This is a genomic window from Aporhodopirellula rubra, from assembly GCF_014192335.1.
Classification (GTDB): Bacteria; Planctomycetota; Planctomycetia; order Pirellulales; family Pirellulaceae; genus Rhodopirellula; species Rhodopirellula rubra.
In genome coordinates this window covers 95,219-110,854 of sequence record NZ_JACHXU010000012.1, presented here as the reverse complement: position 1 = coordinate 110,854, position 15,636 = coordinate 95,219, and the positions used below count along the sequence as shown (strand labels likewise).

Annotated in this window: 11 protein-coding genes; 4 read left to right on the top strand and 7 right to left on the bottom strand. The window is 57.3% G+C overall.

All coding sequences use genetic code 11. The features are described from left to right. Window positions 1–52: 52 nt before the first annotated feature. From FHS27_RS16960 to FHS27_RS16945, 4 genes are all read left to right on the top strand, one after another. On the top strand, window positions 53–2,812 hold the full coding sequence (locus FHS27_RS16960; protein ID WP_184306081.1) for a glucuronate isomerase: 2,760 nt from the start codon (window positions 53–55) through the stop codon (window positions 2,810–2,812). A 248-nt stretch (window positions 2,813–3,060) separates the two neighbouring features. Beyond that, window positions 3,061–4,878 carry a hypothetical protein gene (locus FHS27_RS16955; protein WP_246419968.1) on the top strand — a complete coding sequence of 606 codons (1,818 nt, stop codon included), beginning with the start codon at window positions 3,061–3,063 and terminating at the stop codon, window positions 4,876–4,878. 502 nt (window positions 4,879–5,380) lie between these two features. Beyond that, window positions 5,381–8,707, top strand: coding sequence for a DNA polymerase I (gene polA, locus FHS27_RS16950; RefSeq protein ID WP_184306079.1), 3,327 nt, complete (start codon window positions 5,381–5,383; stop codon window positions 8,705–8,707). A 10-nt stretch (window positions 8,708–8,717) separates the two neighbouring features. Then, on the top strand, window positions 8,718–9,245 hold the full coding sequence (locus FHS27_RS16945; protein ID WP_184306078.1) for a gamma-glutamylcyclotransferase family protein: 528 nt from the start codon (window positions 8,718–8,720) through the stop codon (window positions 9,243–9,245). A 251-nt stretch (window positions 9,246–9,496) separates the two neighbouring features. On the opposite strand, the gene FHS27_RS16940 is transcribed toward FHS27_RS16945, so the two are convergent. The 7 genes from FHS27_RS16940 to FHS27_RS16910 all read right to left on the bottom strand — a co-directional run bounded on the left by FHS27_RS16940 (window position 9,497) and on the right by FHS27_RS16910 (window position 15,480). After that, complete coding sequence (locus tag FHS27_RS16940; protein ID WP_184306077.1) at window positions 9,497–10,009, bottom strand: hypothetical protein; 513 nt, start codon at window positions 10,007–10,009, stop codon at window positions 9,497–9,499. Window positions 10,010–10,048: 39 nt separating this feature from the next. Further along, window positions 10,049–10,396, bottom strand: a complete 348-nt coding sequence (locus FHS27_RS16935; protein ID WP_009102564.1) for a rod-binding protein — start codon at window positions 10,394–10,396, stop codon at window positions 10,049–10,051. A 9-nt stretch (window positions 10,397–10,405) separates the two neighbouring features. After that, window positions 10,406–11,518, bottom strand: coding sequence for a flagellar basal body P-ring protein FlgI (locus FHS27_RS16930; protein WP_184306168.1), 1,113 nt, complete (start codon window positions 11,516–11,518; stop codon window positions 10,406–10,408). 66 nt (window positions 11,519–11,584) lie between these two features. Next, window positions 11,585–12,427 (bottom strand): flagellar basal body L-ring protein FlgH, encoded by an 843-nt coding sequence (locus FHS27_RS16925; protein WP_184306076.1) that lies wholly within the window; start codon window positions 12,425–12,427, stop codon window positions 11,585–11,587. Beyond that, on the bottom strand, window positions 12,424–13,779 hold the full coding sequence (flgA, locus tag FHS27_RS16920; RefSeq protein WP_184306167.1) for a flagellar basal body P-ring formation chaperone FlgA: 1,356 nt from the start codon (window positions 13,777–13,779) through the stop codon (window positions 12,424–12,426). Before flgA ends, FHS27_RS16925 begins: the two co-directional genes overlap by 4 nt. 11 nt (window positions 13,780–13,790) lie before the next feature. Beyond that, window positions 13,791–14,594: a flagellar basal-body rod protein FlgG gene (flgG, locus tag FHS27_RS16915; protein ID WP_009102571.1), complete on the bottom strand. Its 804-nt coding sequence runs from the start codon at window positions 14,592–14,594 to the stop codon at window positions 13,791–13,793. Between the two features lie 133 nt (window positions 14,595–14,727). Further along, window positions 14,728–15,480 (bottom strand): flagellar hook-basal body protein, encoded by a 753-nt coding sequence (locus FHS27_RS16910; RefSeq protein ID WP_184306075.1) that lies wholly within the window; start codon window positions 15,478–15,480, stop codon window positions 14,728–14,730. Window positions 15,481–15,636 lie beyond the last annotated feature (156 nt).

Sequence of the window (15,636 nt, the reverse complement as noted above, 5' to 3'; positions counted from 1 at the left end):
TTGTTGGGCGTGAAATAGGTTCATTTCTATCAACGTGTGATTGCAAGCAGATATGTCTGACGTCTTCAGCCAGAGCGGGACCGCTCGATACGAGATTTACACCGAACTGGCATCGTTGCGGTTGATCGATCCGCACACGCACATCAATCCGCATTCGCCCGCGTCGACGACTCTCGCCGATCTGCTCGGATATCACTATTACACCGAGCTGGCTCACTCGGCGGGAATGCCGAAGTCGCGGATCGAAGACAAATCCATCGGGCCGAAGGAGTTGGTCGAGCGGCTCGTCGGTGGGCTGGCCCCGTTAGAAAACACGGTGCAGTACAGTTGGCTGATTAAGATCTGCCGCACGTTCTTCGGGTTCGATGAAGATCGACTGCATCTGAATAACTGGGAAGCACTTTACGATCGCAGCGAGTCGATCATGTCGTCGGCGCAGTGGCCCGACATGGTGCTCGACCAGTCGAATGTCGAAGCGGTGTTTTTGACCAACGATTTCGACGACGACCTCGCCGGCTTTGATACCGATCGTTACATCCCGTGTTTGCGAACCGACGATCTCGTATTCCACTTGGCGGACCCCGTCGTTCGCGAGCGACTCGCGAAATGTACCGGCATCGAACTAGACGGATCGCTGGCGAGTTTACGTGCGAGCTTGCGTTCGTTGTTTGAACACTTTGTCGGACGTGGGGCTCGCGCCTGTGCGATCTCATTGCCACCGACGTTTACTCCGACGTCGGTCCCCGATGGTCGCGCCGCGACGGCTCTGGACGCGGTGTTGCGAGGCGGCTTAACGACTGACCCGAGTCAGAAGGAAGCTCTCTCGCGTCGTGTGTTCTGGACGCTCGCCGAGTTGTGTGATGAGTTTGAGTTGCCGTTTGACTTGATGATCGGCGTCAATCGCAAGGTTTATCCCGAAGGCGTATTCCAAGGCCAGGACCTGTACGATTCGCGGGTTTCGTTGATTCAGTACCGCGATCTGTTTAACACATTCCCCGATGTGAAGTTCCCCGTGTCGGTGTTGGCGAGTGTGACGAATCAAGAACTCGTCAGTTACGCGTGGATCTTTCCGAACGTCTACCCCAACGGTCACTGGTGGTACAGCAACACTCCGTCGACGATCACTCACGATTTGGCGGCGCGTTTGGAAGCGGTGCCACAAACGAAGATGATCGGATATTACAGCGACGCGTACAAATTGGAATTTGTCTGGCCGAAATTTGACATGTACCGCAAAGTGCTCTCGGGCGTGTTGGCGGACCAGTTTGTTCGCGATCAAGGTTGGTCGGTCGAGCGTGCGGTCGAATTAGGACGCAAAGTCTTGAAAGACAACACCGAGGTCCTGTTCCCGCGTCGAGGAACAACACGAGCAACGATCGCGGATGCATCGTTGGCAGGTGCCGCGGGAATCGCTACGGTTGGAATCGCGGACGAATACGGCGAAGAAGACCTGATGATGGTCGAAGAAACCCAAAAGGTTGAAGATCTCGGCGCGATCAGCCTTGAATCAGACGACGCGGCGAGCGGCGATGCCTCTAGTGACGAGTACGGCGAGGGAAACGACGACGAGGGAAACGACGACGGGGTGATCGGTGCGGCATTGGGCGCGACCGGATTGGCCGCCGTCGCCGCTGGACTCGCGTCCGAAGTGGTCGGTGACGATTCGACTGACGAGGATGAGAAACTGCTCGACGGCTTGGATTCGATCGAAGACCCGACCACCGGCGACCTCGCTGACATTGAGCTGATCGATCCGGCGCCGACCATGTTGGAAGCTCATGTCGTGGGCGAATCTCATGTCGACGATGAATTATCAAAGTTGACGGATTCATCCGAACCACTCGACGGCGACAATGATGACCTGTCATCGAAAACTGCCTCTGCTGAGAATCTCGCTGCCGAAGATCTCTCCGGACATGAGCTTTCCGACGACGATGTCGGCGAGAGTTTCGACACGGTTGTGCTGGATCCCAACTTCGCGAAAACGGATCAATCTGAATCAGACGCGCCCTCCGAAACGGCGAGTCTGGTTGCTTCGGAGTCTGAGGTCCCTGACGAATTCGATACCGACGAAGATCTCGGACGACCCAATGGCGACTCGGATCATCTTGGGACCGCTGCATTGGACTCGGCCGCGACGGTCGTGGAAGAGGCGGGCTCTGGAACGATCCATCTCGAGGATGGGCTCCCACTCGATGAATCATCGGCGGCAAAGCGAGGCAGATCCGGTTCGCAGGTTCTCGACGATTCGCTCGCATCGGACGAATTGAGCCTTGAAGAGTTACCATTCACTGCACCTGAGGGAGAGTCCACGGAAGAGTCATCGGAGAGCGGCATCGAACACTTGGTTTCAAAGGTGGACGACCCGGAGCCGGTATCTCTCGACGACAGTGAAACGGCCAAGGACGAATCCGAGCCTGACGTCGACCCGTTGCCTGCCGAAGAAGAATTGAGCGAACTGGGGTTGGATGATGTCGAGTTGCTTGACGTTGCGAACGAACCGGTTCACGACGCGGCCTCGATCGAGTCGGCGATCGATGACGCGCCACTCGACGTGGGAGATTTGACGTCCGATGATGACGACGATTCCGAGATGCCTCAAATCCAGCAACTTCGCGGAGAGTCCTCGTTCGCACCCGATGATGAGTCGTTGCAGTTAAAACCGGATCCGTTGACCGGTGAACTGCGTTTCGGGGCCACGCCACCGGCCGAGCCCACGGTCACTCCGGGGGACGGTATCGACGACGACAACGACGAGTTCAACTTGAGTTGGCTCGATGAGGACGACGATTCGGACAAAATCGAAGGCTAGAGCGTTTGTCGAAAGAGCATCGATGCCGCCAGGATTCGGGGGGAGTGAATCCTGGTCAATCTAGCGACTTTGAACGGACGCGGCATCCTCTGAAATGCTCTCAAACGCGGTTTCGACCCGTGTTTTCCCGGCGGATATCAATTGACGTTGTCGCGGGATAGGTGAATTTTGTAGCGTCGACGTACCTCGGGCTGTTCCACACGCCCCGGCACCGTCCCACTCGCGACATTATTCGCAAGGTTTTCGTCATGCACGCGATCGATATTCGCCAACCGAGTCGACGATTTTTCCGCCGTTCCTTGGCCACTGTTCTCGTCTCAACGCTCGGCGTTACGACGTTTTCGGCCATTTGCGGCTGCAGCCAGGGGCGAATTTTCTCGCCGATTGCGAGCCGTCGGGCGATCGATGATTCGGCACCGTCGATGCACGGTCCATCGATCGGCGGTCCCGCCCAAATGCAGGCGAACGCCCGAGCGGCGGCATCTCGCAACGCGAGCCAAATCCGTGTGACGAGCGAAAACGCCGTCCCGGAAACCGACATCGAACCCGTCGAACAACGGCTGGCTGTCAGCCAACAGTCTGCTGCCGTTCCGGTCAAACAAGTTTCGCATCAATCGGCGAAATCCGCGGTCGTCGCCCCACCTGAACAGGTCGCCGAGGCACTCCAAAACGCAAATTCTGACCGATTCGCCAACACACCGGCCGCTCCGCCCGCGGCATCGGAAGGCGCCAGTGCCAGCCTGTCGGACGCCGCCCTTAATCTTCCCGAAGGTTATGACGGCGTTGACGTGAGTGAATTGATGAGTGCTCTCCAAGACGCGCCGCCTGAAATCCAAAAAGCCGCAATCGCTCGCTTGATCGCAATGTCCCGTAAACGAGCACGCCCATCGGATCGTCCGCGTGCGATCGAAGACGCGCTCGCGGCCTCCTTCGATTCACTCCCGGAACTTCCCGATGAAGTGATCGACCGAGGCGTGAATCCGACCCGGATCGGTAGCGCCGCAGCCGATGCTGCCCCGACGGTGAAAACTGTTTCCGCCGTTGCGCCGACAAACGAAGACGTTTCGCAGTCGCCGGTTCACACCGCGGCACACGAATCGTTATCGGACCAAATGCCAGAGGCTCACCCGAACGCCGCTCAAACCCCACTGGCACAAAACTCATCGACCCAAACGCCTGCGGAACCGTTGCAAACCGCCAGCCTCAGCGGTGACCAATCCGCGATCGGCACTGATAAAGGCGACGTTGCCGCTAACAGTTCGGACCCGAACGCGCCGAACCAAGAAAGCGTGGCGATCGCAGTGATGCAAACGCCCGTTGCCAACGCGCAACCTGTCGCGGAGTCAACGACTGCATCGGCGGACATGACCGATGCGGAACTGTTCGACGCATTGGTCAAGCGATTGCAGACGAATGTTCCTGGCGAAAGTGACGCGGATCGACATCGTCGTCAAGTCGTCGCTCGTCACTTGATGGTTTTGTCGGGTGATCCTGATCGCGCGGTCGATAATCTGGAAGGACTTTCGAACGAAGAACAGGAGTACCTGCGGCATCAACTGCTAGGGTTATGGACGATCATCGATCCGAAGGGGCACCCCGTTCCGTCGCGTCGTTTCAGTTCGGCGTTGCCCGAGATCCGAAAGGCGACCGGTTACCTCGCCGCAGCGAGCGATTCGCTCGAAGTTCGCTCGCTCGAGTTCTGCACCGAGATCGAATCGTACGGACAAATCAAACCGTTCCCGAGCCGGCGATTTTCGCCAGGCCAAGAAGTCATCCTGTATTGCGAGATCGAAAACTTTGTCGCCAATTCGGTCGACGGCGGTTTCGAAACTCGTTTGCAGGGCAGCTACGATTTGCTCGATCAAAACGGACATCGGGTCTCGAGCCAAACGTTGCCCGAAGATCGCCAGATCTCGAAAAAGCACCTGCGTGATTACTTCATCGCCTATCAAATGTATCTGCCTGATTCGATCGAGCCGGGCAACTATCAATTGCGATTGACGATGGAAGACGTTCACGGCAAGAAATACGGCCAGTCGATCGTCGATTTCCAAATCAAACGCTAGGTGCCCTCATTAGCTTCCGTTTGATCGCAGCACGAACCGAAGGGCTCATGCTCTGACTGCGGAAAGCGTTGCTGCCGGACGGAATCCTCGGGCAATGGTGTGAGCGGGATGACAATGACGATTGGCGTCCGACGATTGGAGTCCCGGTGCGTCCGGGATGAACGGTCCGCACGAGCGAACGCACCACGCCGGATAACCGCGAGATCTTCCGCAGGTGTTGCCAGAGAGAATTCGTTGGCAAGGGTTGGCAATATCGGACCGCCCACCGTTGCTTAGGATAGGGATAACGGGCAGACTAGGTGAGATCCCTCGGACGCGATTGCGCCGGCCTAGTCCTCGCTGATTTTGTCGACGTATTAGCCCGTGTCGCGAACAATTGGCTTTTCACAGCCGCAGCGGTTTGCGACTCCGGTGGGAATCATCCCCCCAACCGTGCCACGCTCGATGAGGAGAATCCTCACCCGGCACGCTGCCCTCGATCCTCTACCGATACTCAGCCCTGATGGCCAAATCTTGCCCCGCGAATAAGACAAACGATCAAATGTTGCTGAGCGGGTTTGAGGAAGACGCTGAACCCGCTGCGTCACCAGCAGATTCGAACATCGAACCCGCAACGTCGCCTGATTCTGCCGGGACACCAGAGCCGATCTCCGAGCCCAATTCGTCGGTCGGCGATGTAGCGGATGAGGTTCAAGCCGAAGCCGTTGGAGTGGACGATGTGAAGCCACCAGAGGCATCGAAGCCCGAACCCGCGGACGAGGTCACCCCGGAACTCGCCATCGAATCCGACAACGCGAGCGAGCCGGAATCTCCAGAATCAAAATCTCCGGAATCAGAACCGCCAGAAACGAAAACACCCGCTGCGGAAACGTCCGAGCCGGTTGCTGACCAAGTCGAAACGCCACCGGCAAGCGATGCCAGCGAAACCAAGCCGACGCAGGGGCGTGAGAATCGCGGAAAGGAAAACGCGGAACAACGACGCGAGCGGCACAGTGCTGTTGGTATCGCGGACGACTCGTTGCCTGAAATCCTTCGTCGCCCGATCGCGCCGACCGAAGACGAGCCTACTCCCGATCTCGACGGAAAGCTCGTCGTCGTGATCGATTCACACTCGTTGATCTACCAGGTGTTCCACGCGTTGCCACCAATGACCAGTACCGGCGGGTTGCCCGTCGCGGCGGTGTACGGGTTCGTCGGTGACATGTTGGAGTTAATCGCGCGGAAGAACCCGGACTACTTAATCGCGACGTTTGACAAAAGCGAGATCACGTTTCGCAATGAGCTGTTTCCGCAGTACAAGGCGAACCGCGACTCGATGCCGGATGAATTGCGGCAACAGATCCCGCTGATCCGACAAGCCGTCGATGCGATGGGGATCGGTATCATGGAACAATCTGGATTCGAGGCGGACGATTTGCTCGCCACAGTTGCGGCCAGAGTCGAAGCCGGCGGTGGTCGATGTCTCGTCGTGACCAGCGATAAGGATTGCCGGCAACTGATCACTGACAAAACACAAATCTACAACCTGCGAAAAGATGAGATCATCGATTCGGTTAAGTTGTGGGAACTGTGGGGCGTGCGGCCTGATCAAGTCGTCGACTATCAATCGCTGGTCGGCGATCCGGTCGACAACGTTCCCGGCATCTCGTTGATCGGTCCCAAGCTCGCGCAGAGTTTGCTCGAGGAGTACGACACGTTAGAAAACGTGCTCGACAACGCGGAGAAACTGACGGGAAAGAAACGCAAACAGAATTTGATGGAAGGTCGCGAGAAAGCGATGCTCAGCCGCGAATTGGTCGCGCTTCGCAAAGACGTCGACTCTCCGATCCCGTGGAGTCGATGTCAACGCAGCTCGGCGGACCTCTCGCGGATCGATGCGTTGTTGCAGGAGTTCGGCTTTCGTCGACTGCGGAGTCGTGCGGCGGAGTTGTTGGGCGACGGCGAAAGCGAGCCGGTCGAGAGTGAGTGGGTTACAGACTATCAAACCATCACCACCTCGCAGCAGCTCTCCGAACTCGCCGATTTGCTCGCCCAGCAGACCTGCATTGCCGTTGATACCGAAACGACGAGCACGCATGCACGCGGATGCGATTTGGTCGGTATCTCGATCGCGTGGGATAAGGGCCAAGCCGCCTACTTGCCGATTCGCGCACCGATGGGGGAGCCGACGCTTGATGAGACCGAGGTGATTGAAACGCTGCGAGAAGTGTTTGAGTCAACGGAAATCAAGAAGGTCGGTCACAATATTAAATTCGATGCGATCGTGCTTCGGTCTGCTGCGGGCAAACCGCCGGCCGAGGCCAACCAAGACTCACGGATTTTTGGTGTGATTCTTGGCGGGATCGAGACCGATACGATGGTGGCAGACTACCTGCTCAATCCGGGTGGTCGAAATCACACACTCGATGATCTGTCCAAGCGGCGACTCGGACACACGACGACGTCGATCAAGGAACTCATCGGCACCGGAAAGAAACAAATTCGCATGGACGAAGTGCCGGTCGATGAAGTTTCGCCGTACGCGTGCGAGGACGTCGACGTTCCGCTCCGGATCGCCGAAACGTTGCGGCAAGAACTCGATGACGAGAATCTCGCGGAGCTTTATCGCACGTTGGAGATGCCGCTGATCGAAGTCTTGATCGAGATGGAAACCAACGGCATCCGAGTCGACGCGAAGACCCTCGCGGACATGAGCGAGCGTTTCGAAAAAGAGATCGCTGATCTGAAGACGATCGTCTTCGCCGCAGCCGGACACGAGTTCAATCTCGACAGTCCCAAACAGCTCTCGGTTGTTTTGTTCGAAGAACTCGAGTTGCCGATCATCAAGAAGACGAAGACCGGAATCAGCACCGACGCGGACGTGCTTTCACAACTCGCCGTGAACTATGACATCGCTCGGCATTTGTTGCAGTATCGTCAAGCGACGAAATTGAAGAACACGTACATTGACGCGTTGCCGCAATTGATATGCGAGAAAACCGGTCGTGTTCACACTTCGTTCCGGCAAGATGTCGCCGCGACGGGACGGCTCAGCAGCAGCGAACCGAACCTGCAAAACATTCCGATTCGAACCGAACAGGGCAAAGCCATCCGTGGTGCCTTCACGGCGAGCGAACCGGATTGGGTGTTGCTCGGGGCCGACTATTCGCAAATTGAATTGCGGGTGCTCGCACATTACAGCGGTGACGAAGCGTTGCTGCGGGCGTATCGCGAAGACGCGGATATTCACACACGCGTCGCGGCGGAGGTCAACGAAATCGATGAAGCCGACGTGACGAGCGACCTGCGACGCATCGCCAAAACGATCAACTTCGGAATCGTGTACGGCCAGAGCCCGTTCGGTTTGGCGAAGACGCTCGCGATTCCCAAAGATCAGGCTCGCGACTACATCGAACAGTACTTTCAACGTTACGCGGGCGTCGAAACATTCATGATGGAAACATTGGCTCGCTGTCGCACGGAAGGTTACGTGTCCACGATGCTGGGCCGACGACGCGAGATTCAAGGCGTTCGTGACCTTGCCAAAATACCCGAATCGAAACGTCGCAGTTTGACCGAAGCCGAACGGATCGCGATCAATATGCCGATTCAAGGGACCGCTGCCGACTTGATCAAACTCGCGATGCTGCGAGTCTACGAACAGTTGCAGAAGAGTGATCTGCGGGCGAGGTTGTTGTTGCAGATCCACGACGAATTGTTGTTGGAAACTCCCGCGGATGAAGTCGAGCCGTTGTCGAAATTGATCGTCGAGGCGATGACCGGGGTGATGGAGTTGGACGTTCCGTTGAAAGTCGACGTGGCGTTCGGTCCGACGTGGGCCGACTGTTGAGATTGATCGCGTGAATGTACGCCTGGAAGAAACGTTCGACCATTTCGCGTATGGTTCCAATATGTCGACGAGGCGATTGCGGAAGCGATGTCCGAGTGCGGTCGTTGTTTCAACCGGATACGTCGTTGGCCGAAAATTGTGTTTTCACAAAATCGGTAAAGATGGAACCGCCAAGGCGGATGCGTTTTGGACAGGGGACGCGAGTGATGTCTTGCACGGCGTCATTTACCGATGCAACCAATCCGACCGAGCGATGTTGGATCGTTGCGAATCCATCGGTGTCGGTTACACGACCGCCGCGGTGGAAGTGCATACGTCGACCGGTGATGCACATCGCGTGTATTTATACGAAGCGTTGCCGTCGATGATCAGTGCGTCTCTGCGTCCCGCACGTTGGTACGTTGAGCACGTTCTCGATGGTGCGGTGGAACACGGCCTGCCACGGGAGTATCAAGAAAGCCTACGGCAACTGATCGAGAAGTCTGAGTCGGGGACCATCTGTGATTGTCTGACGAAGCCGCGTGGTGGAATCGTTTAGAGCCGAATCGATACACACGTCGTGGTAGCCGAGGAAGATCGACCGCGTGCCGTAGCGAACGTTTTCTTTCCAGTAGGCCAGGCCGAGCAAACGAGTTTATTGCCGGTGCGGCGGACGTTATCGAGAACGTGGTTTCGATTTACTGCGTCGTTTGAGAGGCGATTGTTTGCGCTGTTCCGGCACGGCTCGCGTCCTTGATTCGGCCTACGTTGATGCATAGGCGATGCGAAACGCCGGTCGAATTCAACCGCTTACGCAGCCTCGTTGAACAGTCCGCTGCTGGGTTTGGGTTTTTGTCCGGATCGGTTGTACGTTTGTGGCGCGGTGGCGCCGGTCAAGCGTTGCAATACGTCGCGTTGGAACTCGGACAAATGGTATTGGCAGATGAACAGTGCGGTGGCCCGTTGATGGGTCGTCGCGATCATCTCGGCGACTTCGCCGCAACGACGTGCGAGTCGAGCGTCGTCGATTTTGCGAGTCGAGAGTAGTTTCTCGGAAAGGCTCAGGCCTTTCGTCGGCGCGTCTTCGGCACGCAGCAATGCTTCACGCCGTTCGACCATCTTTTCGAGGTCGCTGATTGCGGCGATCAGTTGTGTGGTCGATGCGTCGACTTCGTTCGGACGCAGACCCACGGTGCGGATGCGGGTTTCGTCCAGGATCAGATCAATGGTTTCGGCGACTTGAGCGATCTCGTCGACGTAGGTCGCAACACGCTCGCGCCACGATTGTGGCACCGTGGAATCGGCAGGTTGGGCGTTGTTCATGATCGTTAGGTTGGGTGGTGAAGGCTCGGACGCGATCAACTAGCCGCGTCGTTGGAGTTGGAATAGATCAAACATGGGATCAACGAATGACTCCGCTGATGCATCGGAAATCTCTTCGACTAACTTCTGGTCGAGCTGTTGTTGGAATACCTCTTCTGCCCGACCGCCATCGAAGTACGCTGCTTTGCCGGTGCTTTCACGCATCGTCGAGAGCATACTGCCGAAGAGGGTTTGTCCGACGAAGTCGCTGAACGCTTCCTTCATCGGTTCGGATTCGGTGGTGTTTTGTTTCGCGCCGGCGGTGCTGCTTTTTTCAGCGAGCAACTCGTACGGCATTTTGGGACCGGTTGCTGAAGGCAACGGTGACGGTGTCATGGATGGGATCATGTCTTTCTCCTACCTGAAAATGACCTCGCCATACAAGTCGCCTTTTGCTTTGAGCGTCTTGATGATCGCGATGAGGTCTTCGGTGGGGACGTCGAGAGCCCCCAATGCATCGGCGAGCGATTTCAGTTTGGCGGCCGCGGGAGTCCCGTCGGGACCGACCTCGACAAAGCCACCGCCACCGCCCGCTTCGATACGGAGGTTTCGGTGGGTGACCAACACGGGAGCGATTTCGACGTCATCACCGATCACGACGACCCCGGCGGCCTCGTTGATAACAACACGTTTGCCTCGGTTGGCGAGTTGGATGGGAATGTCGAGTAAGAACGAAATGAATTTGATCGGGTTTTCTTTGTAGATCGCGGGGATCAGAACCTCGACGTGCAATTGGTCGATTGCCTGAGCATGGGTTTCGCCGTAAGTCGACGATCCGCTGCGTCGCGAAGCGCCCGCCAATCGCGAGTGTTCGGGATTGCCCATGGTGAGCGACGTCAACGAGTTGATTTCGTCCTCGATCCGTTGGGCGGTGTTGAAATCGGCAAAGTCTCGGTCGATGACGAGTGTGATCTTGCTGTCTTTGACGTACGACGCCCGTACGTTCGCTTCCATCTTCATGCCGCCTTGGATCGTGGCCGTCGTCGCGGGAGCATCGGGTGACAGTGACAATCGACCTTGCGCCATGGCATACACGGTCGGGTTGTCGGCACGTGGACCGAGCATCGGTGTCAGCATCAAATAGCCTCCGTCGAGACTCTTGGCACTGATTGCGTTGACACTCACATCGAGCACGTCACCTTGTTGTGCGCCGACGGGTGGCAATTTAGCAGTGACAAAAACCATCGCGACGTTTTTGGCGTCTTCGACATCGGTGAGGTTGAGGTTGCCCACTGAATCGACCGACATGGGGCCACCCATCAATTGCATCATTCGTGCAAGTGCGCGTGATGTCGGCGCGGAATCCCCGTCACCGGTCCCACGCAATCCCACGACGAGACCGAGGCCCTGCAGCGTGTTGGTTTCCTGTCCTTTGAGACGGCACAGATCACCCAATTTCATGCCACCTGCCATCGCAGACGATGCGGCGGTGAGCAAGACCGTGGTGAAAAGAATGAACCGAATGAACATGGAAAACAAAATGATTTGAGTAGAGCGTGATTGCATTTGCGAGGGGGAGCGAGTTCGTCAGCGAGGTCAGAACGGCTTGATCCGGTCCATGGCTTTTTGGAACCAACCTCGCTGGTATCCGTCACGCAGTTGACCGCGATCTTCCTTGAGAATCTCAAGGTCGATGAGATCTTTGCTTAGGACGACGTTGTCGGGACCGATGTCTTGGGCGCGGCAAATTCCCGACAGTGAGGTTTCCCAAAGGTTGTCGTTGTGTCGGAATTTTTTGCGGGCTTCGAGAACGAGGTTCCCATTGGGGCGAATGTCGACGATCCGAGCGGCAACGTTGAAGGTCAACGATTCACGAGATCCAACGCTCGCTTCGGCACGGAAATTGGATTGTGAAGAGGCAGCGACGGTCGGGTCACCGTCTTCCTGTGGATCGGGAATCAGGCCTCGCATGGTGAGTTTGATCCAATCCGAAAGGACGGCTGAGAAGATCGAGTTGCGACGCTTTTCTGATTCGCCTTCGGCCTGCATTCGCGTGATTTCGTCAACGCGAATCGTGACAATGTCTTGAATTCGAAATTGCCGCAGCGGAGGAGCTTGCTGGTACGTCCAACTGACGCCCTGCAGACCAACGGCTGGGTTGTGGTTAGGCAGTCCACGTGGTGAAGCGTTGTTAAGCGGGCCAGGTGCCGAAACGACAAATTCGGGAGGCACGACGGCGCCGCTTGCGTTGTTTTCGGGGCCACCCGGGCCGCCCGGAGCGTTCGTTGACGCTGCACGTTGGGCGATCGCACTGGGGGTCGGGATCATCTCCGGCGCAGCGGCATGCAGTAGCGACGAGTTTTGCGCCGATACGGGGGCGGCGGTCCAAGTCATGGCGACGACGAAGACGAGTGGGGCAGCAAAGGTAAGGTATGTCATCGCTGGGCCGTGGCGTTGGAGGGAGTTGAACGCTCGGATCGAACTTGCGGAGCCTGCGTCATAACCTCGACTAGCGACGAGTGAACGACTTTCGCGAGGAGACGACGTTTCGGACTGATGGTTTCAATTTCGATCAATTCGCCAACCGCTCCGTCAGAGAGCGATTTGGCACCCGTGGTGACGCGAATGCCGCCGCCTCCGACTTGGACTTCGAGGAGGTCGCCGCGACGGATCACGCGCGGGGCAGCGAAGGCGGATTGGAACAATGGAACGTTGCCGCGGACCAGACCCACGACTTCCATATCGATAATGTTATCTGGATAAAGAACGACGTCGTCGGGCAGCGAGATGCCTTCGGCGGAGTACGGACGATACTGTAGATCGCTGCGAGTGACACGCTGACCGCGACGGAGTGATTGCCGGGCGGTCACGACACCTGGATAAGGAGTCAGTATTAGGCGAGCAATTCCTTGGCAATCTTCACCGACGGCGCGGCCGTGGACACGCACCTCAATCTCAATCGGGTCGGTCGAGTTGTTCGACCAAACGGGAACATCGCCCGGGAAAGAAAGATGCCTGATCCCTTGCGTCTCGCTTAGCAATGCGAGTTGAGCGGGATCGAACTGGATATCGATATCGAATCCCTCGTGAAGGTCTCGATATTGGTTGCGAATGATCGCCAAAATGTATTGTTGGATCCGTTCGAGCACGTCCGGATCGACCGGAGGAGCGGCATCCACGTCGTCAGTCGCGGAAACCATGCTGACTTCGTTTCCGTTTGCATCGGATTCCGACGCGAATCCGGTGCGAATGATCTTGGGAGCGTTTGCTTCCGTGGCTTGACGCGAGTGACGAATGAGGATGGTCTCGGGACCGTAGATCTTGATGCGGCCCGGCGTTGCGGCGGCGCGTGAGATCAGGTCGGCAAGCCGGTCGCGTGAGATCTTCGCGTCGCTGCCGTCGGCGGGCATCAAACCGATTGTCGATTCGGCGAGCCGTTGCCATGCGACGAGGTTTGATTCGAGGGGCCGGATCACGTCTTGGAGACGGATGATCGATCCGGTAATCGAAACGTCCTCACGAGTTACGAATTGCCACCGCGTGTTCGCGTCAATGGTGCCGACGCGGGGTGACGAATCGTTGGATTCAGCGGACACGTTCGGGACAATCGAAACCGACCCGCGATGTGACGAATACAGTGGTGTGGTGACTTCGTTGTCGAGGGGCGACTGCCCATGGGCGGGGGATGCGCCGTAGACCATGGCCAGCAGGAACAGCAACGATGCGGCGCATGCAGCGATCGACTCAGGTTGCATGAGTTGACGAGCGAGGGCCGGCAGGCTGCGATACACGGACAACGGTATTAACGACGGAGGTTAGAGATGTTTTGCATGATTTGATCGCCCGCCTGGACGGCTTGGCTGTTGAGCTCAAACGCGCGTTGGGTGGTGATCAGGTCGATGAGTTCTTGGACCGGTTCGACGTTGGAGGCTTCGAGGTTTCCTTGTCGTAAAACGCCGAGTCCATCGGTGCCTGGATTGTTGAGTTGTTCGGGGCCGGAGGCGTCGGTGATCGTGTACATGTTCTCGCCGACCTTCAGCAAACCGTCCGGGTTGATGAAGCTGGCGAGCTGCAGTTGGCCTTGGTTCGCCAGTTCCGTTTGACCGGGTTGGCGGACGAGGACTTCGCCGTTGGCGTTGATGACGACGGCCGTCGCATCGGTCGGGATCGTGATCGGCGGATCGAGCAGGCGTCCTGTTTGTGCCGAACCGATGACGAGTTGGCCGTTGGCGTTGATGTCAAAGTTGCCCGCCCGCGTGTACATGTTGTCTTGGCTCGACGGATCGACGACTTTGAAGAATCCGCCGCCTTGGATGGCAACATCGAGGTCACGTCCGGTTTGTTGCAACGTGCCTTGTCGATGATCGGTTTGCGTGCTGGTAACGCGAACACCGAGACCGACTTGGGTGCCGACGGCGGTCGGGGTTTGGGTCGCGTCTTGGATACCCGGATAGACCTCCGTGCGGTACAGCAGATCTTCGAAGTTCGCGCGATCTTTCTTGAAGCCGGTCGTGTTGATGTTGGCGAGGTTGTTGGCGATGACGTCGAGTTTCGTCTGCATCGCCTCCATGCCGGTGGCGGCGGTATAAAGCGTTTGGACACTCATGGGACCGATTCCTCGTTAAGTTTGTTCGTCGCGGTTTGGGCGTTAGTGCGGGGTGATTGGAGTAAAAGGCGGGGGACTGATGTTTCACACGGATTCCGATTGCGTGAGCGAAAGAGCCATCGCCTCGGCGTCGTTAACTCTTGAGCACCCGACCGATAAGGCTGCCCATCACACTGTCTTGGTTCTTGATCATTTGAACGTTGGCTTCGAACGCACGCGTCGTTTCGATCATCTCCATCATCGTGCCCGTGGGGCTGACGGCGGAGTGTTCTAATGATCCGGCTATTACGTTTCTTTCGTTCGATGGGGCAAGATCAAACTCTGCCAGTGGGCGAAACAGGTTGCCCCCGACATTCGCTAAATCACCCAGGTTCCTGGGGCGAGCGAGCATCAATTCGCGGGAGGCGCCGGCCTGGTGGATACGGCCTTGGGGGCCGACTTGGAATGATTTTTTGGGATCGATTTGGATCGGGTTCCCGTCGCTGCCGAGAACGAGGTCGCCGCCGGAGTTGACCAGTTTGCCCGTGTTGTCGAAAAGGAAGTCGCCCGCCCGAGAGAGCAGTTGCTGGTCCCCGCGTTGGAGCACGAAGAAGCTGTCTTTATCGTGGATCGCGAAGTCAGTTTCACGGCCGGTAGTGCGGATCGCGCCGACTTTGAATTGAGTCTGTTCGGCCTGGATCGTCACGCCGCCACCGATATCGTCGGCACCACCGAGACCGGGTGAAACGGCACCCTGTTCGATCAATTCGGAAAAACGTGCCTGCAGAATCGTCTCGCTCGGTTTGAAACCGGGGGTTTCAACGTTGGCGAGATTATTGCTGACCTGCTGCAGTCGGTGGCTCTGAGCCTGCGCCCCAGCCGCCGAAAGGTAAACCCCGTAAGGCATGATGCCACCGGTTCAAGCTTGGCGTGAAGAAAAATAAGAAGTCACGCTCAAGTCGATACGATAATTTGCCGGGGCAATGGAAGAGAGGTTTTGGGAGTGACAGGTTGCGCGTTGCGGGAGTTTCACCTGTAGCCTGTCAGCTGCAACCCTTCCCTC

Bases quoted from the DNA above. Each gene is read 5' to 3' on its own strand.
- FHS27_RS16960 (WP_184306081.1), top strand. From the start codon at position 53: ATGTCTGACGTCTTCAGCCAGAGCGGGACCGCTCGATACGAGATTTAC.
- FHS27_RS16910 (WP_184306075.1), bottom strand. From the start codon at position 15,480: ATGCCTTACGGGGTTTACCTTTCGGCGGCTGGGGCGCAGGCTCAGAGC.
- FHS27_RS16930 (WP_184306168.1), bottom strand. From the start codon at position 11,518: ATGTTCATTCGGTTCATTCTTTTCACCACGGTCTTGCTCACCGCCGCA.
- flgG (WP_009102571.1), bottom strand. From the start codon at position 14,594: ATGAGTGTCCAAACGCTTTATACCGCCGCCACCGGCATGGAGGCGATG.
- FHS27_RS16935 (WP_009102564.1), bottom strand. From the start codon at position 10,396: ATGATCCCATCCATGACACCGTCACCGTTGCCTTCAGCAACCGGTCCC.
- FHS27_RS16955 (WP_246419968.1), top strand. From the start codon at position 3,061: ATGCACGCGATCGATATTCGCCAACCGAGTCGACGATTTTTCCGCCGT.
- polA (WP_184306079.1), top strand. From the start codon at position 5,381: ATGGCCAAATCTTGCCCCGCGAATAAGACAAACGATCAAATGTTGCTG.
- FHS27_RS16925 (WP_184306076.1), bottom strand. From the start codon at position 12,427: ATGACATACCTTACCTTTGCTGCCCCACTCGTCTTCGTCGTCGCCATG.
- FHS27_RS16940 (WP_184306077.1), bottom strand. From the start codon at position 10,009: ATGAACAACGCCCAACCTGCCGATTCCACGGTGCCACAATCGTGGCGC.